The organism is Colwellia sp. SU-HH01217 (assembly GCF_057543495.1).
Map to the genome: position 1 here is coordinate 85,739 of NZ_BAAJLX010000008.1, position 20,623 is coordinate 106,361.

Annotated in this window: 17 protein-coding genes; 7 read left to right on the forward strand and 10 right to left on the reverse strand. The window is 36.6% G+C overall.

The window, feature by feature from the left end; all coding sequences use genetic code 11:
* Nucleotides 1-157 precede the first annotated feature (157 nt).
* From ihfB to gyrA, 6 genes are all read right to left on the reverse strand, one after another.
* Nucleotides 158-445: an integration host factor subunit beta gene (gene ihfB, locus AC27G3_RS11430; RefSeq protein ID WP_487121664.1), complete on the reverse strand. Its 288-nt coding sequence runs from the start codon at nucleotides 443-445 to the stop codon at nucleotides 158-160.
* A gap of 108 nt (nucleotides 446-553) precedes the next feature.
* Entirely contained in the window at nucleotides 554-2,215 is a 1,662-nt protein-coding gene (rpsA, locus tag AC27G3_RS11435) for a 30S ribosomal protein S1 (RefSeq protein WP_487121666.1), read from the reverse strand.
* A gap of 130 nt (nucleotides 2,216-2,345) precedes the next feature.
* Complete coding sequence (gene cmk / locus AC27G3_RS11440; RefSeq protein WP_487121668.1) at nucleotides 2,346-3,032, reverse strand: (d)CMP kinase; 687 nt, start codon at nucleotides 3,030-3,032, stop codon at nucleotides 2,346-2,348.
* Nucleotides 3,033-3,083: 51 nt separating this feature from the next.
* Nucleotides 3,084-4,415 (reverse strand): 3-phosphoshikimate 1-carboxyvinyltransferase, encoded by a 1,332-nt coding sequence (aroA, locus tag AC27G3_RS11445; protein WP_487121670.1) that lies wholly within the window; start codon nucleotides 4,413-4,415, stop codon nucleotides 3,084-3,086.
* A gap of 104 nt (nucleotides 4,416-4,519) precedes the next feature.
* On the reverse strand, nucleotides 4,520-5,605 hold the full coding sequence (gene serC / locus AC27G3_RS11450; protein ID WP_487121672.1) for a 3-phosphoserine/phosphohydroxythreonine transaminase: 1,086 nt from the start codon (nucleotides 5,603-5,605) through the stop codon (nucleotides 4,520-4,522).
* A gap of 144 nt (nucleotides 5,606-5,749) precedes the next feature.
* On the reverse strand, nucleotides 5,750-8,482 hold the full coding sequence (gene gyrA, locus AC27G3_RS11455) for a DNA topoisomerase (ATP-hydrolyzing) subunit A (RefSeq protein ID WP_487121674.1): 2,733 nt from the start codon (nucleotides 8,480-8,482) through the stop codon (nucleotides 5,750-5,752).
* A 501-nt stretch (nucleotides 8,483-8,983) separates the two neighbouring features.
* Here gyrA and ubiG point away from each other — a divergent pair.
* The 7 genes from ubiG to AC27G3_RS11490 all read left to right on the forward strand — a co-directional run bounded on the left by ubiG (nucleotide 8,984) and on the right by AC27G3_RS11490 (nucleotide 18,289).
* Nucleotides 8,984-9,709, forward strand: coding sequence for a bifunctional 2-polyprenyl-6-hydroxyphenol methylase/3-demethylubiquinol 3-O-methyltransferase UbiG (gene ubiG / locus AC27G3_RS11460; RefSeq protein WP_487121676.1), 726 nt, complete (start codon nucleotides 8,984-8,986; stop codon nucleotides 9,707-9,709).
* On the forward strand, nucleotides 9,706-10,371 hold the full coding sequence (locus AC27G3_RS11465) for an HAD family hydrolase (protein ID WP_487121678.1): 666 nt from the start codon (nucleotides 9,706-9,708) through the stop codon (nucleotides 10,369-10,371). Before ubiG ends, AC27G3_RS11465 begins: the two co-directional genes overlap by 4 nt.
* 369 nt (nucleotides 10,372-10,740) lie before the next feature.
* Nucleotides 10,741-13,011 (forward strand): class 1a ribonucleoside-diphosphate reductase subunit alpha, encoded by a 2,271-nt coding sequence (gene nrdA / locus AC27G3_RS11470; RefSeq protein WP_487121680.1) that lies wholly within the window; start codon nucleotides 10,741-10,743, stop codon nucleotides 13,009-13,011.
* A 181-nt stretch (nucleotides 13,012-13,192) separates the two neighbouring features.
* Complete coding sequence (gene nrdB / locus AC27G3_RS11475; RefSeq protein WP_487121682.1) at nucleotides 13,193-14,047, forward strand: class Ia ribonucleoside-diphosphate reductase subunit beta; 855 nt, start codon at nucleotides 13,193-13,195, stop codon at nucleotides 14,045-14,047.
* A gap of 39 nt (nucleotides 14,048-14,086) precedes the next feature.
* Nucleotides 14,087-15,217: a class Ia ribonucleoside-diphosphate reductase subunit beta gene (gene nrdB / locus AC27G3_RS11480; RefSeq protein ID WP_487121684.1), complete on the forward strand. Its 1,131-nt coding sequence runs from the start codon at nucleotides 14,087-14,089 to the stop codon at nucleotides 15,215-15,217.
* A complete protein-coding gene (gene yfaE / locus AC27G3_RS11485) occupies nucleotides 15,217-15,474 on the forward strand; it encodes a class I ribonucleotide reductase maintenance protein YfaE (protein ID WP_138740571.1) in 258 nt (85 codons plus the stop codon). The genes nrdB (AC27G3_RS11480) and yfaE overlap by 1 nt, the downstream gene beginning before the upstream one ends.
* Nucleotides 15,475-15,661: 187 nt before the next feature.
* Nucleotides 15,662-18,289, forward strand: coding sequence for an AAA family ATPase (locus AC27G3_RS11490; RefSeq protein ID WP_203987107.1), 2,628 nt, complete (start codon nucleotides 15,662-15,664; stop codon nucleotides 18,287-18,289).
* 77 nt (nucleotides 18,290-18,366) lie between these two features.
* On the opposite strand, the gene AC27G3_RS11495 is transcribed toward AC27G3_RS11490, so the two are convergent.
* The 4 genes from AC27G3_RS11495 to AC27G3_RS11510 all read right to left on the reverse strand — a co-directional run bounded on the left by AC27G3_RS11495 (nucleotide 18,367) and on the right by AC27G3_RS11510 (nucleotide 20,612).
* Nucleotides 18,367-18,510 carry a hypothetical protein gene (locus tag AC27G3_RS11495; protein WP_171047583.1) on the reverse strand — a complete coding sequence of 48 codons (144 nt, stop codon included), beginning with the start codon at nucleotides 18,508-18,510 and terminating at the stop codon, nucleotides 18,367-18,369.
* Nucleotides 18,511-18,579: 69 nt separating this feature from the next.
* Nucleotides 18,580-18,879, reverse strand: a complete 300-nt coding sequence (locus tag AC27G3_RS11500; RefSeq protein WP_487121686.1) for a hypothetical protein — start codon at nucleotides 18,877-18,879, stop codon at nucleotides 18,580-18,582.
* Nucleotides 18,880-19,220: 341 nt separating this feature from the next.
* On the reverse strand, nucleotides 19,221-19,556 hold the full coding sequence (locus AC27G3_RS11505) for a hypothetical protein (protein WP_487121688.1): 336 nt from the start codon (nucleotides 19,554-19,556) through the stop codon (nucleotides 19,221-19,223).
* Nucleotides 19,557-19,802: 246 nt separating this feature from the next.
* On the reverse strand, nucleotides 19,803-20,612 hold the full coding sequence (locus AC27G3_RS11510) for a hypothetical protein (protein ID WP_487121690.1): 810 nt from the start codon (nucleotides 20,610-20,612) through the stop codon (nucleotides 19,803-19,805).
* Nucleotides 20,613-20,623 lie beyond the last annotated feature (11 nt).

Below are 20,623 nucleotides of genomic sequence, written 5' to 3' on the forward strand. Positions count from 1 at the left end.
TCTACAGCGATGAACGCAACGTGTCGCGTATATCAGCGTAACTTATGTTATTTAATTTACACTCCTGACATACACATAGCATAAAAAAACGGCACGCTAATTAATTAGCATGCCGTTTGTAAGCGTTTCTATGTATTTCTTATTAAAGAAATAAATATTATGCAGCGGAAAGATTTACTCTTTCGCGTAACTCTTTACCAGGTTTAAAATGAGGTACATATTTACCAGCAAGCTCTACAGCTTCGCCAGTTTTAGGGTTTCTACCTACCCGAGGCGCTCGAAAATGTAATGAAAAACTACCAAATCCTCTAATTTCAATACGCTCTCCTTTTGACAAGGATTGCGCCATCATTTCGAGAATTTCTTTTATAGCATGCTCTACATCTTTAGCTGATAAGTGATCTAACTTTTCTGCTAATTTTTCAATGAGTTCTGACTTGGTCATTTGACCTCCCAGTGTGCCTCGTAGAGTATTAAATGAACTTAATACCCATTGAGATAAATATTAAAAGGAGAAACCACTTAGTTATCTCCTCACTCTATTCCTGCTAAATTAGTTTTTAGCGTTTTTAAACGCTGCAGCCATAGCACTTAAACCAGTTTCTTCAACTTGGTTTAGGTTATCCATTGCTTGACGTTCGTCTGCTTGATCTTTCGCTTTGATTGATAAGCTGATAGTGCGGTTCTTACGATCTACACCAACAAACTTAGCTTCAATGCTGTCACCAACAGAAACTTCAGTACTTGCATCTTCAACACGGTCAACTGAGATATCAGCTACACGTAAGTAACCTTCAACGCCTTCTGCTAATTCAATTGTAGCACCTTTTGCGTCTACTTCTAGTACCTTACCAGTAACAATAGCACCTTTTTTGCTAGTTGTCAGATACATGTTGAACGGGTCGTCTTCTGCTTGTTTAACACCAAGAGAAATACGCTCACGCTCAGGGTCAACTTGTAATACAACAGCAGTGATTTCATCACCTTTCTTGTAATCACGAACAGCTTCTTCACCGCCAGCCCATGCAATATCTGATAAGTGAACAAGACCATCAATACCACCGTCAAGACCGATAAAGATACCGAAGTCAGTAATTGATTTGATCTTACCTGATACTTTATCACCTTTGTTAAAGTTCTTAGCAAACTCTTCCCAAGGATTAGCAATACACTGTTTAAGGCCTAAAGAAATACGACGACGTTCTTCGTCAATTTCTAACACTAGTACTTCAACTGTGTCACCTAAGTTAACAACTTTAGATGGGTGGATGTTTTTGTTAGTCCAATCCATTTCAGAAACGTGAACTAAACCTTCAACGCCTTCTTGAATTTCAACAAAACAACCGTAATCAGTTAAGTTAGTTACACGACCAGAAAGTTTAGAACCTTCTGGGTAACGGTTAGCAATTGCTACCCATGGATCTTCGCCTAACTGCTTCATACCTAGAGATACACGAGTACGCTCACGGTCGAATTTCAATACTTTAACTTGAATTTCATCGCCAACATTTACGATTTCACTTGGGTGCTTAACACGTTTCCAAGCCATATCTGTGATATGTAATAAACCGTCAATACCACCTAAATCAACGAATGCACCGTAGTCGGTAAGGTTCTTAACGATACCTTTAACTTCTTGGCCTTCAGCTAATGATTCAAGTAATTCATCACGCTCTGCACTGCTTTCAGTTTCGATAACAGCACGACGAGAAACAACAACGTTATTACGCTTTTGATCAAGCTTAATAACTTTAAATTCTAGGTCTTTACCTTCAAGGTGAGCTGTGTCACGTACTGGACGTACATCAACTAATGAACCTGGTAAGAAAGCACGGATGTTGCTAACTTCAACAGTGAAACCACCTTTAACTTTACCGTTAATAACACCGATAACAGTTTCTTTTTCTTCGTATGCTTTTTCAAGCACTTGCCATGCTTCGTGGCGTTTTGCTTTTTCACGAGAAAGAATTGTTTCACCGAAACCATCATCTGTCGCGTCTAAAGCTACGTCAATTTGATCGCCAACAACAACTTCTACTTCACCAGAAGTGCTTTTAAATTGGTCAATTGAGATAACGCTTTCAGATTTTAAGCCCGCATCAACAATGACATTGTCTTTGTTTACGGCTACGATTGTACCCTTGATAATTGAACCAGGGCGTGTTTCGATTTCTTTTAAACTTTCTTCAAAAAGTTCTGCAAAATTTTCAGTCATAACTTGTAATAAACTCAGCTATTAATCCACTCAACTTACATGTTTCATGGGGTAATTAAATGTATGCCCAGTGTATCCTTACAGTAGGCTATTGGTTAAAATTGTATTTACTCATTACGCGAATTATTGTTTAAACTTTCATTAACTCTTGATTAGAGAATGACAGTATTTTATTGACCACTTCTTTAATAGAAAGGTCAGTAGAATCAACAATTAACGCTCCTTCTGCAGGCACTAACGGCGCCACCTTGCGGTTTTGATCTCGCTCGTCCCTCAGACGTATGTCATCCAAAAGGCGCCCGATTTTAACATCAAAGCCTTTCGCTTTCAACTGATTAAATCTTCGCTCTGCTCTTTCTTCAGCGCTAGCGGTTAAAAATACTTTAACAGGTGCGTCTTTAAAAACTACCGTTCCCATGTCTCTACCGTCAGCGACTAGGCCAGGCGAAACTTTAAAAGCACGTTGGCGCCTTAACAGTGCCTCTCGTACTCGTGGAAAAGCAGCAACCTTTGACGCTAACTCTCCAACCTCTTCACTACGAATGCTAGAAGTTACGTCTTCACCTTCTAAAATAACCTGACTATCTCCGCTAGTATTAATAGCAAATTGCACATCTAAATGTGCGGCCATGGGGATAAGAGGCTCTTCTTCTTCAACACCAACTCCGTGATGTTGAGTAGCAATCGCCAACACGCGATATATTGCTCCACTATCAAGCAATTCCCATCCTAACTGCTCTGCCACAATTCGGGCAACGGTTCCTTTACCTGCACCACTGGGTCCGTCAATGGTAATTACTGGTATTTTATCATTCATGAATTAATCCTAATCTCATTTTCTATCGTGCTGTATAACAACTAAAGGTATTTACTCTTGTGACACTGACAAACCCACTTGATTAGCTAATGCCACAAAATTAGGAAATGACGTAGCGACATTATCACAATCTAGAATTTTAACGATGCCAGTTGAACGTATAGAACTAATAGCAAAAGACATAGCGATTCGGTGATCGTCATGACTATTAACAGTACCTGAGGTTAATTGCCCACCAACAATATCAATACCATCTTCAAAAACAGTACAGTTAATATCTAGTACTGCTAAGCCATCTGCCATTGCTTGAATACGATCACTTTCTTTTACGCGAAGCTCTTCAGCACCGCGTAAACGTGTAGTACCGTTAGCACAAGCTGCAGCAATAAATATTGCAGGAAATTCATCAATTGCAAGGGGAACATCACGTTCTTGTACATCGATACCTTGAAGATTTGATGCTCTAACAACAATATCAGCGACGGGTTCACCGCCAGCCATACGTTCGTTAATAACGCTCAGGTCACCATTCATTTGTTTCAAAATGTTTATCGAGCCAACACGCGTAGGATTCATGCCAACATTTCGAATAGTTAGCTCACCTTCTTTAGCAATAAGACCTGCGACCATAAAAAAGGTCGCCGATGAGATATCACCAGGTACTTGAATATCACAAGCGGTTAATTTATGGCCGCCTTCAATAGATATTTTATTGCCTTCAACGGTAACTGGGTAACCAAATGCTGTTAACATACGCTCAGTATGATCACGAGTGATGCCTGGCTCTGTAACTGTGGTTACACCTTCAGCATACATACCCGCCAGCAAAACGCATGATTTAACTTGGGCACTTGCCATGGGTAGATCGTAATCAATGGCCTTTAGCCGAGTATTCTCATCTCTACCTTGACAAATTACTGGTGGTGTACCGTCATCACTGGCACTAATATTAGCACCCATGAGTTTCAATGGGTTAACCACTCGGTTCATCGGTCTTTTATTTAAAGAAGCATCACCAGCCATTGAAGAACTAAACGTTTGGCCTGCTAAAATCCCAGACAATAAACGTATAGAGGTACCTGAATTACCAATATCTAATAATGTTTTAGGTGCCGTTAAGCCATGAAGCCCTTTACCATGAACGGTCACATTATATTCTGCATCAGGGCCTTCAATTTCAATGCCCATAGCTTTAAATGTATTCATGGTGGCTAAGCAATCTTGTCCGGGTAAAAAGCCTTTGATGTTGGTCGTTCCTTCGGCTAATGAACCAAACATTATAGAACGATGAGAAACAGATTTATCACCTGGTACGGTAATATCTCCAGAAACAGAGCCGCTAGGCGCTGCAATAAAAGAAAGAGGACTATTAACTTCAGACATTTTTTTCCAACTTATTCAAAATTAAATACTAATTAAATAACAATTAAGTAACTATTAGCGATACTTATACTAGAGCCATACTTAGCTTTCTAGTGCGATACAGTTTATGCATGCTGTTGAGCGAATTCTTCCATAAATTTCACTAATGCTTGAACACCTGATAATGGCATTGCATTATAAATGCTTGCACGCATACCACCAACACTTCGATGCCCTTTCAATGCCATTAAGCCATGCGCTTGGGCAGCAGCTAAAAATTGCTCATTGAGTTGTTCATCTTTAAGCCAAAAAGGAACATTCATCAAACTTCGATATTGAGTTTCAACATTGTTGTAATAAAATGGGTTTTCATCAATGGTGTTGTATAACAACTGAGCTTTCTGCTGATTTATTTCTGCAATTGCCTCTACTCCACCTAACGATTTTAGCCATTGAAAAACCAATCCGGCTAAATACCATGCATAAGTTGGCGGTGTGTTATGCATTGAATCATTATCACTGATTAACTGATAGTTCATAATAGATGGCGTATTTATCTGAGCTTGACCTAATAAATCTTCACGAATGATAACAATCGTTAAGCCTGACGGACCAATATTTTTTTGCGCACCCGCATAAATCAAACCAAACTTTGAAACATCTATTTTATGTGACAGTATCGTAGATGACATATCTGCAACTAAAGGAACACCATTAGTTTCTGGAATTTGAGTTAATTCAATACCATCAACAGTCTCATTTGGACAGTAATGCACATATGCAGCATCACGATTAACAGGCCAAATATCAGGCGCAGCAATTGTTGTTAACGTTTCTGATTTATTCATAACCTCAATAACATTAACGTTACCAAAATTGGTCGCTTCTTTAGCAGCAGCTTTTGACCAAGAGCCTGAAACAATATAATCCGCACTTTTGCCTTGTGGTAATAGGTTAAGGGGCACAGCAGAAAACTGCCCTCTCCCTCCACCATGGCAAAAAAGAACTCGGTAGTTATCAGGAATAGTTAGTAATTCACGTAAATCTTCTTCTGCTTGCTTAGCTACTGCAACAAATTCACTACTGCGATGACTAAGTTCCATCACAGAGCTACCTGTTTCATGCCAATCAATAAATTCTTGTTGAGCTTTTTTCATTACATCAGTGGGTAGCATCGCTGGACCGGCACAGAAATTATAGGTAACAGACATAAAACTTAATTATCCTCATTTATGCACTAAAATAGCGCAACATTATTGTTCAGTTTGTTAATCAACCATTTAAATGGTTGAGCTTAATTTTTTACAAAAAAATGGGCGGTTAAGCCGCCCATTTAACACAAATAGCAGAGTTAACTAATTATTATCATCTTCATTTGTGTCATTCACTTGAACATCTTCAGATGTATTCGCTTCGCTTTCGTTTAGCTCTGTTGTTTCAGTACTCGATGACTCGCCTTCAACAACTTCACCATCAATAACGCCTTCGATTTCATCTTCTTCAACTTCATCAATGCGTTGCAATGCAACCACTAGTTCATCTTCCGCTGTACGAATGATTCGAACACCTTGGGTATTACGCCCAATAACACTCACTTCATTAACACGAGTTCGAACTAAAGTGCCGCTATCAGTGATCAACATCATTTCATCTTGATCTTCAACTTGAACTGCACCGACAACTTTACCATTTCGATCACTGACTTTGATTGAAACTACCCCTTTAGTCGCTCTACTCTTCGCTGGGTATTCAACTAAATCAGTACGTTTACCAAAACCATTTTCAGTGATAGTGAGTATAGGTCCATCGTTTCTAGGTACAATTAATGAAACAACTTTTTGCTCACCTTCTAACTTCATACCACGAACACCGGTACCTGTTCGGCCAATTGGTTTTAATGCCCAACGTTGCTCACCAGTTTCTGGGTCAAGCTTTATTTCACCGGTTTCACTGTCGCGTACTTTCTCATTAAAGCGCACAACTTTACCTGCATCAGAGAACAACATAATGTCGTTGTTACCATCAGTAATATCAACACCAATTAACGTATCATCATCGCGCAAGTTTAAGGCAATGATACCGTTTGCTCTTTGATTAGAGTATGCATTTAATGCTGTTTTCTTCACTGTACCTGACGCAGTCGCCATAACGATATACTTATCATCAGCATAATCACGCACAGGTAAAATAGCAGTAATTCTCTCATCATTTTCTAATGGTAATATATTCACTATTGGTCGGCCACGAGCAGTACGACTTGCGAGAGGCAACTGGAATACTTTTAACCAGTAAAGTTTACCGCGATTTGAGAAACATAAAATTGTATCGTGAGTATTAGCGACTAATAAACGCTCGATATAATCTTCTTCTTTCATCTTAGTTGCCGCTTTACCTTTACCACCACGGCGTTGAGCTTGATAATCGCTCAATACTTGATATTTAACATAGCCCTCACGAGAAAGCGTTACAACAACATCTTCCTCACAAATGAGATCTTCTAACGATAAATCATGAGAAGCATTGGTAATTTCTGTTCTACGTTCATCACCAAATTCATCACGAATAGCAATGAGTTCTTCACAAATTACTTCCATTAAACGTGCAGGAGTCGCTAAAATATACATTAACTCAGCGATGAGTTCTAATAACCCTTTGTACTCACTTAGAATCTTATTGTGTTCCATGCCAGACAATTTATACAACTGTAAATCGACTATAGCTTTAGCCTGCTCTGCTGTTAGGTAATACAGACCATCACGGATCCCGTATTCAGGCTCTAACCATTCTGGGCGAGCAGCATCATTACCAGCAGCACTCAACATTTGAGCAACATCACCTAGTTGCCAACCTTGAGAAACAAGTTTTTCTTCAGACTCTTTTCGGTTATTCGATGCTTTAATCAATTCAATAATAGGATCGATATTAGCTAAAGCAATTGATAGCCCTTCTAATATATGAGCACGTTCTCTTGCTTTGCGTAATTCGAAAATAGTACGGCGAGTAACGACTTCACGACGATGCAGTATAAAGGCTTCAAGCATCTCTTTAATATTAAAGAGTTTAGGTTGACCATCTGCCAGAGCAACCATATTTAAACCAAAAGAAACCTGCATTTGAGTAAGTTTGTAAAGGTTATTTAAAACAACTTCACCTACTTCGCCACGTTTTACTTCAATGACCATTCGCATGCCGTCTTTATCAGACTCATCACGTAAAGCAGAAATACCTTCTAAACGTTTATCTTTTACTAACTCAGCCATTTTTTCAATTAAGCGAGCTTTGTTCACTTGATAAGGTAATTCGTGAACAATAATTGTTTCTTTACCAGTACTGTCATTACATTCAATTTCAGCACGGGCTCGAATTTTTATTTTACCGCGACCAGTGCGATAAGCTTCTTCTATACCTGCACGACCACTGATAATACCAGCAGTAGGAAAATCTGGTCCTGGAATATGCTGTAATATTTCTTCAACACTAATGTCTTCATTATCAACAAGTGCTAAACAGGCGTTAATAACTTCAGTTAGATTATGCGGAGGTATATTTGTCGCCATACCAACAGCAATACCGGATGTTCCATTAACTAGTAAGTTAGGAATCCTTGTTGGCATAACCGCAGGAATAAACTCAGTACCGTCGTAGTTGGGTACATAATCCACGGTTTCTTTATCTAAATCAGCCAAAATAGAATGAGCAATTTTAGCCATTCTAATTTCGGTATAACGCATCGCAGCAGCAGAGTCACCATCAACAGAGCCAAAGTTACCTTGACCATCTACTAACATGTAACGCAATGAGAATGGCTGCGCCATACGTACAATAGTGTCGTATACAGCGGTATCACCATGAGGGTGATATTTACCAATTACATCACCAACCACACGGGCTGATTTTTTGTAAGGTTTATTCCAATCATTACCTAATACATTCATCGCAAATAAAACGCGTCGATGTACCGGTTTCAAACCATCTCGTACATCGGGTAATGCACGACCTACAATTACACTCATGGCATAATCTAAATAAGAGGTTTTTAATTCATCTTCAATGTTTACTGGAGCTACATTTTTGGCCAGGTCGGTCATAAATTGGTGGTATCCCTTGATTTATAAAAAGTTTTAAAATTACAAAAAAGGTGTTTAAAACTTACCTAGAGTATCGCTTTTAAAAGGCAAAACTCTTAAATTATTATTGTTAATCAACGCAGCATATTAACACAATAAATAGCAATTTCTATTGCTTTATTTGGGATGAATTCAAGAATATAAAAATAAACGGACAATTATCATAAATCAAAAGATAAAAACATCAGCAACCCATTATAAATAAAGCACTTTTCAAACAAACCCCGTTAACAGTTTACTTTTTAAACAAGTCAACTATTTTCAGTATTTTATACTAAGTATTCTCTTAATATCGGTCTAATCTTTTGACTATTTAACTTGCTTATTCTAGTTGCTAATATAACCTCAGTTAACTTATTCAATTATTCACACTATAAAATAACCTATACTGCTTTGTTTGACCTTGGGATTGGTTTAGAATCAAAAGCATCGTTATTTGTTATTAAACTTTTAGAATTTATTATGCCGCATTCAGCCCAAACAGAATCCATTAACGTTAACCCCAATGAAATTGCAAAATTTGAACAAATAGCATCCCAGTGGTGGGATGAAACTGGTGATTTTAAACCTTTGCATCAAATTAATCCGCTGAGACAACAATTTATTATTCAACATGCGGGCGACCTCTTTGAAAAAGTTGTCATTGATGTCGGTTGTGGTGGTGGCATCTTATCTGAAAGCTTGGCTAAATTAGGCGCAGATGTAACTGGCATTGATATGGGTGAAGAACCTTTAAATATAGCAAAACTACACGCTTTAGAATCTAATACTCGCGTTAGCTATCAACAAATAACAGCCGAAGAGCAAGCACGTAAAATGCCGCAAACATATGACATTGTTACTTGTATGGAAATGTTAGAACACGTGCCAGATCCTGAATCAATCATTAAAGCCTGTGCACAAATGGTAAAACCTGGTGGTTTGGTCTTTTTTTCTACTTTAAATAAAACTATTAAGTCTTATTTATTAGCAATAGTCGCCGCAGAAAAAATATTTAAACTTGTCCCAAATGGTACCCATGATCATGAGCACTTTATCAAACCCTCTACTCTTATTGGATGGGCAGAAAATTTTGAGCTTAAATGCATTGACGCTACAGGTATTCATTACAACCCAATCACAGAAAATCATAAGCTTGCGCCTGGTTTAGACGTTAACTATATCCTTTGCTGTAGAAAATTATCATGATGAAACTTAAACAACTTGATGCGATATTATTTGATTTAGATGGCACATTACTTGATACAGCAAATGATTTAGGTGCTGCTTTAAACCATGTTTTAACACAGCATAATTTGCCGACGGTTAGTAAAGAGCGTTTCCGTCCGATAGCATCAGATGGCGCTAAAGGATTATTAGAGTTAGGATTTGGCGACCAACTTAAAAACTTTAATTATGATGACTTACGTATTGAATTTCTTGATTATTATCAAAAAAACATAGCTATTCACACCTGTTTATACCCTAAGATAGAAGATTTACTTACTTTATTAAACGCTCAAAATATCCCGTGGGGAGTAGTAACCAATAAACCTATTGGTTTAACACAGGAGCTATTACCTCACTTTAGTTGTTTTTCTCACTGTAAAAGTGTTATCGGTGGTGACTCTTTACCGACGAGAAAACCCCACCCAGCGCCATTACTCTTTGCTTGTGATGAAATGGGTGTTCAAGCAAATAATTGCATATATGTTGGTGATGCAATCAGAGATATTGAAGCAGGTAATGCTGCTAATATGCTAACGATTGTTGCCAAATGGGGATACATTTCTGACAGTAATGATTGCAAAGATTGGCAAGCTAATATACTCGCTCAAACACCGGCAAATATTGCCGATTTGATTTTATAATCAAGTTGTTTAAACATTAAACAAGATATTAAACTATTGTTTTTTTTGGATATTTATTCCGTTATTACATTAAGTAATAACGGAGTTAAAACTTTGATTAAAATATTTTATAGCAAGAAATAAAATCAAAAAAATCGTTGCCTTTTAGATATCTCTAAATGAAATAGCCTTACTCAGTTAGTTATCACTAACATAATTTATTTATGAATAATTTATCAACAAAGCACCGCCAGATTAGCACTTGCATTAACCTTAAAACCCCATTATCTTGTGATTGTATTTTAAATAAACCCCTACATATAGTGAATAAACAGGCTGTTAAATTACTATATATGGACATACTAATAACAATTGATTTTCAGGACTTTCATGGATAACAATCTCTTTGTAACAAAACGTAATGGCGAAAAAGAACCAATCGATTTAGAAAAAATCCACAAAGTGATCGCTTGGGCTTCCGATGGCTTAGATAATGTTTCTGTTTCACAAGTTGAATTAAAATCGCATATTCAATTTTATGATGGAATTAAAACAGCCGACATTCATGAAACTATCATAAAATCTGCCGCTGACTTAATTTCAGAAGAGAGCCCTGATTATCAATTTTTAGCCGCCCGCTTAGCCGTTTTCCACTTACGTAAAAAAGCTTATGGCCAGTTTGAGCCACCTAAATTATACAGTCATGTTGTTAACATGGTTGAAACAGGTAAGTATGACCAACATTTATTAGCTGATTATACTGAAGCTGAATTTGAAGAAATGGAGAACTTTTTAGAACATAGCCGAGATCTTAACTTTAGTTACGCTGCAGTTAAGCAGCTTGAAGGCAAATATTTAGTTCAAAATCGCGTCAGTGGCGAAATTTATGAAAGTGCACAGTTTCTTTATATTCTCGTTGCTGCCTGTTTATTTGCAAAATACCCACAAGCGACTCGACTTAACTTTATTCATAAGTTTTATGACGCAATTTCTACGTTTAAAATTTCGTTGCCGACACCAATTATGGCTGGTGTTCGCACCCCTACTCGTCAATTTTCATCATGTGTATTAATAGAATGTGATGACAGCCTTGATTCAATCAACGCAACCTCTAGTGCGATTGTAAAATATGTATCACAACGTGCTGGAATTGGTGTCAATGCAGGTAGAATTAGAGCTTTAGGTAGCACTATTAGAAATGGTGAAGCTTTCCATACAGGCTGTATACCTTTTTATAAACACTTTCAAACAGCCGTTAAAAGTTGTTCTCAAGGTGGGGTTCGAGGTGGTGCTGCCACATTATTTTACCCGCTGTGGCATTTAGAAGTTGAAAGCCTACTTGTATTGAAAAATAACCGCGGTGTAGAAGAAAACCGTGTTAGACATTTAGACTACGGTGTTCAATTTAATAAGTTGATGTACCAACGCTTAATAAAAGGTGATTTTATTACCTTGTTCAGCCCGAGTGATGTCCCTGGTTTGTATGACGCATTTTTTTCTGATCAAGATAAATTCGATCAACTTTACGCTCAGTATGAAGCTGATGACTCTATTCGTAAAAAACGCATTAAAGCCATTGAGTTATTTACTTTATTTGCTCAAGAGCGCGCGAGTACCGGTCGTATTTACTTACAAAATGTTGATCACTGTAATACACACAGTCCATTCGACCCTTTGCAAGCGCCTATACGCCAAAGTAATTTATGTTTGGAAATCGCATTGCCAACCAAACCGATGTCGGATGTTAATGATCCAAATGGTGAAATAGCGTTATGTACGTTATCTGCTTTTAACTTAGGTGCCATTGATAGTATTGATGAACTAGAAGGATTAGCAGACCTTGCCGTACGTGCATTAGACAGTCTTTTAGATTATCAAGACTACCCTGTACCAGCCGCACACAGCGCGACGATGGGCCGTCGAACCTTAGGTATTGGTGTTATTAACTACGCCTATTATTTAGCAAAAAATGGGAAATTCTATTCTAACGGTAGTGCGAATAACTTAACGCATAAAACGTTTGAAGCTATTCAGTATTACTTATTAAAAGCTAGTAATCTATTAGCTAAAGAGCAAGGTGCCTGCCCTAAGTTTAATGAAACACGTCTATCACAAGGTATTCTTCCAATTGATACCTATAAAAAAGAAATTGATAACATTACAGGTGAGCCGCTTCATTTAGATTGGGAAGCACTAAGAGCGAGCATTAAAGAATACGGTGTAAGAAACTCAACGGTTTCAGCATTAATGCCTTCTGAAACATCTTCTCAAATATCTAATGCGACTAATGGTATTGAACCACCAAGAGGCTTAATTAGTATTAAAGCGAGTAAAGATGGTATTTTGAAACAAGTAGTACCTGAATATGACAAACTAAAAGATAATTACGAATTGCTGTGGAATATGCCTGATAACCAAGGCTATTTAGAGTTAGTAGGTATCATGCAAAAATTTGTAGACCAAACAATTTCAGCCAATACTAACTATGATCCCTCACGCTTTGACGGCGGAAAAGTACCCGTTAAGCAGATATTAAAAGACATTTTAACTGCTTATAAACTTGGGGTTAAAACAATGTATTATCATAATACTCGTGATGGCGCAGACGATCAGGTTGAAGTAGAAGATGATAGCTGCGCTGGTGGAGCTTGTAAAATCTAGCCCAGGCTAAATTTTACACTGTAAGCCGTTAGCGTCGTAAAACATTCAAGCAATAATTTAGCTTTTTATTCATACAAGCTAAATTATTGCTTCATATATTTTAAATAAAAATAATTAATTGAGTGATATAGCTCAGTCGGTAATATCAGATCTGACTAACTGGTATTACAAGGAGATTTTAATGTCGTATACCACATTTAACCAAGCGCCAAATAATGCATTGCAAGAACCGATGTTCATGGGAAACAGCGTTAATGTCTCTCGTTATGATCAACAACGTTATGTCGCGTTCGAAAAGCTGATAGAAAAACAGTTATCGTTTTTCTGGCGACCAGAAGAAGTCGATGTATCGAAAGACAGAGCTGATTGGCAAAGTCTGACTTCATCAGAGAAGCACATTTTTATCTCCAACTTAAAGTATCAAACACTTTTAGATTCAATGGCAGCGCGCTCTGTTAACGCTGTATTATTACCATTAGTTTCATTACCTGAAGTAGAGACTTGGGTAGAAACTTGGGCTTTTAGTGAAACCATTCATTCTCGTTCATACACGCATATTTTGCGTAACTTATTCACCGACCCTGGTGAAGTGTTTGATGATATTATGGTAAACCCTGCCATTTTGAAACGTGCTCAGTCTATTGCTAAGTATTTTGATGAAGTTATTTTAACCACGCAATTATTACAATCTCAAGGCGAAGGAAGTTATGAGGTCGAAGTTGAAGGTGAACAAACAACAATTGAAGTTACTCAGCGTAAACTTAAAGAACGATTATACCTTGCTGTTTGTTCTGTAAATGCGCTTGAAGCTATTCGTTTCTATGTTAGTTTTGCCTGTTCGTTTGCCTTTGCAGAACGTGAGCTACTCGAAGGGAATGCGAAAATAATAAAGCTAAAATCCCGTCAGACATACGCACATAATAGCAAAATTTTAAAAACTAATCAAGCTAAATCAAACACAAACAACGTGTTCAACTTGTGTGGAACCACACATAAAATCACAAAAAATGCCACACAACTTAAAATAGCAGCATAAAAAAATAAATATGTGGCTTTATCCCGGAATAAATAAAAAATGAAATATACTACTTTTAATCAAAAAAATAATGACGCTTTAAAAGAACCGATGTTCTTTGGCAACCCTGTGAATGTATCACGTTATGATGTTCAAAAACACGTGGCATTCGAAAACTTAATTGAGAAACAACTGTCTTTCTTCTGGCGACCAGAAGAAGTTGATGTATCAAAAGATCGCGGTGATTGGCAAAGTCTATCTGATGCCGAAAAGCACATTTTCATCTCTAATCTTAAATATCAAATCTTACTTGATAGTATGGCCGCACGTTCAGTTAATGCGGTGTTACTACCATTGGCTTCCTTACCTGAAGTTGAAACATGGATAGAAACATGGGCATTTAGTGAGACGATTCATTCTCGTTCATATACACATATTTTAAGAAATTTATTCACCCACCCTGGTGAAGTATTTGATGAAATAATCATTAATCCTGCAATATTGAAACGTGCTGAAAGTATTGCGCTTTACTTTGATGATTTAATTTTATATTCACAGTTATATAACTTACATGGCGAAGGTAAACATATATCTGAAGGTGTTGAATATGATGTTACTTTACGCAAATTAAAAGAAAAATTATACCTTGCTGTATGCTCGGTTAATGCTTTAGAAGCTATTCGTTTTTACGTTAGTTTCGCTTGTTCATTTGCGTTTTCAGAGAGATCTTTGCTTGAGGGGAACAGTAAACTAATTCGCCTTATTGCAAGGGACGAAGCCCTTCATTTAACGGGTACACAGCATATGTTAAATATATGGAAAAATGGTGGTGATGATCCTGAAATGAAACAAATTTGCATTGAATTGGAAGAGCAAGGTAGACAAATTTTCTTGGATGTAGTTGAACAAGAAAAAGAATGGGCCGATTACTTATTTAAAGACGGTTCGATGATTGGTTTGAATGCCGCAATTATCAAAGAATATATCGAGTATATTAGTCATCAAAGAATGATGGCTATTGGCTTAGACAGTCCATTCGATATTAAAAGCAACCCTCTTCCTTGGATGAATTCATATTTAACGTCTGATAACGTACAAGTTGCCCCACAAGAAGCAGAAATATCAAGCTATTTGGTTGGTCAGATTGACTCTAACGTTGAAGCAGGTGAGTTTGACGATTACGAATTATAATGTCATGGAAAATAACGGTCGAGGAACGAGTTATTTCGTTTCTCGAACCTGATAAAAACATCTTAGACTCATTAGAAAGAGAGAATATTGAAACCCATTACCACTGTAGAGATGGGTTCTGTGGCGCATGTAGGTGTAAGTTAATTAAAGGAGAAGTTCATTATGAAATGTCTCCTTTAGCCTATGTAGGGGATGGTGAAATACTAACTTGCTGTTCAATTCCTGCAACCGATATAGAAATAGATCCACACGGATAGATACTGTTTTTGACTAATTATTCCAATAAAAAATAATTATTTCCCTCCTCATACTGAGGACCAATTGCTACTTTCCTGTGGTTCAATGCCACTGATAGCAATAGTTTAAATAAATTTAATTACCTTAAATATGATATCCCAACAAGCCAAATAGTCGAGTTAAAATGAATTAATAAGGGTGTGAGTTATGATCAGAGCCGAATATCTACGATTTATGCAAACACTTGGCAATGAAGCCAGTTCAGTTAATGTAAGAAAAATTGCCAATATAGTCCTTGAGAATATAGATACGCTAATCCCCCTGACTACTCGGCAAGGCCAACGTATTCAGTCTATAGTGCCGTTAGCACAAGCTAATTGGTCAACTATAAATACAAAAGCACCTGCACCTACAGAAAATGATATAGAAAAGTCATTTTCATTTAATAAAATAACTAAATTAATAACAGGCCCTTTTCGTGGCTTCGCTAAGAAAGAAGAATTTGACCTTAATAGTTTACTTGTACTTATCTATGGTCCCAACGGCACTGGTAAATCAAGCTTTTGTGAAGCATTAGAACACGCTCTACTTGGCAATGTTGCTGATGCAGAAAGCAAACGCTTTAGAAATCAAGATGATTATCTTAAAAATGCCCACACTAATAGCTATGTAAAGCCGACTATTCTAGGTACAAACAATCATGGTGAAGAAGTACCTATTCAGCCAAACGATGCGCTTTATCGATTTTGCTTCGTTGAAAAAAATCGTATCGATAGCTTTTCCCGCATCGCAGCCCATGCTCCAGCAAAACAAACAGAGCTGATTTCAACATTATTTGGCTTAGAATCATTTAATGAATTTGTAAGAAATTTTTCACCTGAAATTGATGATAAATATATAGATTTATTAGGTGTCAAAGCTAACCAACTCAGGTTAAAACAACAAAGTTTAGCGGGAAGTCAATTACTACTCAAAGAAAACAAATCAGCATTACAGTTACTTGTTGCAGAAGAAATAGAGTTCTCAAAGAATTACAATCCTGGTTTAAAATTGAGACAAGTGATTGCCGATATTAATGGTGATGCTGATAATTTGGGTAAGATCAAACAAATTGAAACAGAGCTTCTACAGCCTGTTGCTACTAAAAGTGGTTTATCAATTGTTAAACTAAATGAACTACTTCAGACCATTACGACTAGCCAAGCAGAATTAACTGTTAAACAACAAGAGTTGGTTAATGCTAGCCAACAAATATCATTTCAACAGTTATACGAAGCTGTTGTTCAGCTTCAGTTAGCTGACCCAGACCACTGCCCTGCTTGCAAGACACCTATTGAGCAAGTCACTATAAATCCTTATACAAATGCAAGTGATGAATTAAATAAACTTCAACACCTAAGTGCATTGCAACAGCGAATCCAACAGCTTAATAATATTTTTAACCAAACAATCATCAACATATCACAAATAGTTAATTCTGCTTGTGCTCGTTTCTCCCAAAACCCACTTCATGGCTTCGTTGTTGCAACACCTACGCAAGCAAACATTGCCTGGTGGAATAGCTTACATGAAAAGATGGCTGATGGATTTACACCATGGCAACATATAGATTCGCAAGTGAAACAACTAGAACAAAGCGATTTATCAATTGATCAGCTTTCTCAACAAAGAGTCGTAAAGCAGCAAGAGCTTGTTAGATTAAGAGGGTTAGCAGATCAAATTATAAGGCTACAAACTCAGCGTCAGACAATCGTGCAAGCAATCAAATCTGCGGAAAATGACATTGCAACCTTCGCTATAAAAAATGAGAAGCTTATTGCTGAGGTTAAATTAGAAAAAGCAACGCTGGTAGAAAATATGACTATTAGCTCTGCTTATTCAACTTTTGTTTCAAGACTGAATGCATATAGAAAAGGACTACCTCAAAAGTTAGTTTCAGATCTAGGTGAGTTAGTGGTTTCACTATATAACTCATTTAACCGTAATGATTCACCTCACGAGTTGCTAGCCTCAGTTCAATTACCACTTAGCCAAAATCAACGCCTTAAAGTTTCATTCACCAATGAACCAACCAAATATTTTGATGCATTGCATATATTGAGCGAAGGCCATATTCGATGTATTGGCCTTGCGATATTACTCGCAAAAAATATTAAAGAACGCTGCCCTTTACTGATTTTTGATGATCCTGTTAATGCTATTGATGATGAACATAGGGAGTCTATTCGAAGGACGTTATTTGAGGACGATTTTTTCAAAGGCTCGCAAATAATACTTGCTTGTCACGGTGAGGAATTTTTCAAAGATATTCAAAACCTCTTAACCGTAAAACAAGCAAAAGAGTCTAATACGTTTTCTTTTTTACCAAAAATTGAAGAACAACATATTAGAGTTGATTTTAACTGCTCACCTAGAAATTATATAATTACGGCTCGTAATCACCTTGAACTAATGGAAATTAGGGATGCGCTAGCTAAATCTAGACAAGCTTTAGAATCACTTACTAAAGGCAAATTATGGCAATACGTTCATAAGCATGGTGATGGTAATTTAAGTATCAAATTACGTACAGCAAAGGCTCCAATTGAACTTCGTAACCTTTCTGATCAACTCAAGTCCAAGATTTCTCAAGGTGGTTTTTCAGATGAAAATAAAGATTCCGTTCTCACTCCCCTTAATCACCTTCTATTAGCAGGTAGAAACGGTGAATCACGTGAATGGCACTACTTAAATAAAGGCACGCATGAAGAAGTAGACCGTGCAGAGTTTGATAGGAATACTGTACATCAAATTGTTTCCGCATTGGAAGAGCTAGATATTGCTATGGAAACGTAGTGGCTTAATCTCAATTAACAATTGATCTGAGTAAGTGAATAAAGGGATGGGAGGCCGTTACTTCATTAGAAGTGATGTTATGCTACAAGCTCTTCTTTTTTTCTTTCACCAATTAACTCAGGCTTATCTGTTCTGTAACGCCCAGACATCAGCTTTTTAGCATTTTTAAGTAATAATGCTTTTGTTTGTTTTGGCGTTAATCTTTTGATTTCTTTTTTCATTTTAACATACCTCTCCAATGAGGATTCTTAAGTTCATATTAGTATATTTCAGGTCAAATTTCAATCAAATTAGGACCCAATAGCCTCATTTAACCTTGTTTGCATATCATTTAGCCGCTCAATTGAAGAAAACATCTCTTCATCACTTATATATTCAAAACCAAAGGATTTATAATAATCCTCTAAATCTGGAGAAGGCTCACATAGTAAGATCCCTTGGGAATTTTCAAAATATGATAAGAAGTAAGAAACGGCAACAATCATCAATGCTGTGAGCCGCCCCCTTAAAGGGTGCTCTTGCTCTTGGATAACTAAAGATTCCAATAAATATATATTTAAGACACCATTTTTAACGTTGTAAATTCCCAAAACCGCACCATCTGGAATATTTTCACCACTATCAACCCTTAATGCTAAATGAAAACTATCTTCATGATCATAATGACTTAAGTAAGCACGCCAATTGAGCTTAGTCTCACTGGAAATTACTAATTGCTTTAGCGCTTCTTCAGATATATCTGAAGCTATTAATGGTAATCCTGCTGTACTTAAGAATTCGTTTAAGAATATTATTGTCTCTGAGAGTTCAGTTTTAATGGGAGAGCCTCGTTAACTGGGGGCAGTTTCTTTTTATTTAAAATAGGATTTGTTCCCATCCATTAAAAATGGATTATTTTCCATACTTTTTGAGTTTACTCATCCTCAAAAGTTTAAGCTAATCCAAGTTCTACGGCCTTAAGCTTTGCTTCATTAGGCTGAGGGCCGTAAGCACTTTCTCGCCAAATATCAAAAAAATGTGCTGTTGGCACCTTTTGCTTAAGTGCTTCATCATCCAATGAGTCATAGAATATGACGCTTTCTTCTTCAAGTTTAACTAATAGCCCGGCTATTTCATGGTCAACACGGATCTCTTCAACAATGTCATATATTCCTTTTCCATAAGTACAAATAACCATTTCGTTTGAAAGCGTATCGACAACTAATATGTGCCATGGATCTATCAACAGTTCCTTTATTTCTTCTAAACTAAGCTGTCTTTGAGACATTATTTTTCCTTAATTGAAATCAAACTTCTTAAGAGAAGGAATTATCAGTAGAATTAAGATTATTGTAAAGCAAAGTAAGCTTTATTTTGCCGTTCTTCTCTTTTTTTTATTATTATTTTTTGGTTAGCCAAAAACATTTCATTTTTAAATAACAAACAATGCCCCTATATAAAATTGCAATTATGCTTTTTTATTTTGAGTTAGTACGTACCACGTACCAATTTGATTTTATTGAATTTATTTTATTCACCTCCTTATGAAAAATAATAAACCTACTATAATATTTGTAGAAGCAATCAACATGAATGCTTCATATTTAATCAAAACGAACGAACACTGTTCGTTCAATTTATTGTTTGTTTGAGCTGTTTTATAGGAAAAGTTAAAAATGAGTAGTATGAAATCAAAATCTTCACAGGAAGTGGTTAACCAAATATGTAATACCCAAATTATTCCTATGCTTCGAATCATACTCCATGCGTGTAAATACGCTTCTGAAAGGTATCGACTCATATTCACCGAAACAAAAACACCTCCGAAGTAACCATCTTTTTTCTCAAGTCCTACTAGCCTGCAAATTTGACAGTCTTGATCTACAGCTCTTGGCTCTACAGCTCTTAAAAAAGAGCTTTGACCTTTCTCATCAATAAAATAAGTTGTCTCGTTTCTATCGATTAAGACACCGACTAGTTTTTTTTGCCATTCATCTAAAAAGGTATTTTGGTTACTAACATTTGAATTTTCTTGTACAAAGACTAGAGAAACTTTTGGTTTCTCTATACCAAGTTCAATAGATACGACGCCACTATTAGATTCAAGTCCTTTTAAATCTAATTGTCTTGATAAGCTCATATTGTTAATTTGGTAGTCATTTATTAATAGTTTTATGGTCGCATCAATGTGATCAATTGCAGAAAAAGCATCATCTTTAGCATTTTTAACCGCACTTTTTTTTGATGATATGATTAAGTTTGCAGTTAACGTTGTAACAATAATTGTCCAGATCACCACAACGGTAAGTGCAACTTTCTTTAACGGTTTCATTTTAATAATCATGCTGCAACATC

What these genes read in the sequence shown, in the direction of transcription:
- rpsA (WP_487121666.1), bottom strand. Translation starts at nt 2,215, where the DNA reads ATGACTGAAAATTTTGCAGAACTTTTTGAAGAAAGTTTAAAAGAAATC.
- AC27G3_RS11465 (WP_487121678.1), top strand. Translation starts at nt 9,706, where the DNA reads ATGATGAAACTTAAACAACTTGATGCGATATTATTTGATTTAGATGGC.
- nrdB (WP_487121684.1), top strand. Translation starts at nt 14,087, where the DNA reads ATGAAATATACTACTTTTAATCAAAAAAATAATGACGCTTTAAAAGAA.
- ubiG (WP_487121676.1), top strand. Translation starts at nt 8,984, where the DNA reads ATGCCGCATTCAGCCCAAACAGAATCCATTAACGTTAACCCCAATGAA.
- serC (WP_487121672.1), bottom strand. Translation starts at nt 5,605, where the DNA reads ATGTCTGTTACCTATAATTTCTGTGCCGGTCCAGCGATGCTACCCACT.
- nrdA (WP_487121680.1), top strand. Translation starts at nt 10,741, where the DNA reads ATGGATAACAATCTCTTTGTAACAAAACGTAATGGCGAAAAAGAACCA.
- gyrA (WP_487121674.1), bottom strand. Translation starts at nt 8,482, where the DNA reads ATGACCGACCTGGCCAAAAATGTAGCTCCAGTAAACATTGAAGATGAA.
- aroA (WP_487121670.1), bottom strand. Translation starts at nt 4,415, where the DNA reads ATGTCTGAAGTTAATAGTCCTCTTTCTTTTATTGCAGCGCCTAGCGGC.
- AC27G3_RS11490 (WP_203987107.1), top strand. Translation starts at nt 15,662, where the DNA reads ATGATCAGAGCCGAATATCTACGATTTATGCAAACACTTGGCAATGAA.
- cmk (WP_487121668.1), bottom strand. Translation starts at nt 3,032, where the DNA reads ATGAATGATAAAATACCAGTAATTACCATTGACGGACCCAGTGGTGCA.
- ihfB (WP_487121664.1), bottom strand. Translation starts at nt 445, where the DNA reads ATGACCAAGTCAGAACTCATTGAAAAATTAGCAGAAAAGTTAGATCAC.
- AC27G3_RS11495 (WP_171047583.1), bottom strand. Translation starts at nt 18,510, where the DNA reads ATGAAAAAAGAAATCAAAAGATTAACGCCAAAACAAACAAAAGCATTA.
- AC27G3_RS11505 (WP_487121688.1), bottom strand. Translation starts at nt 19,556, where the DNA reads ATGTCTCAAAGACAGCTTAGTTTAGAAGAAATAAAGGAACTGTTGATA.
- nrdB (WP_487121682.1), top strand. Translation starts at nt 13,193, where the DNA reads ATGTCGTATACCACATTTAACCAAGCGCCAAATAATGCATTGCAAGAA.
- yfaE (WP_138740571.1), top strand. Translation starts at nt 15,217, where the DNA reads ATGTCATGGAAAATAACGGTCGAGGAACGAGTTATTTCGTTTCTCGAA.
- AC27G3_RS11510 (WP_487121690.1), bottom strand. Translation starts at nt 20,612, where the DNA reads ATGATTATTAAAATGAAACCGTTAAAGAAAGTTGCACTTACCGTTGTG.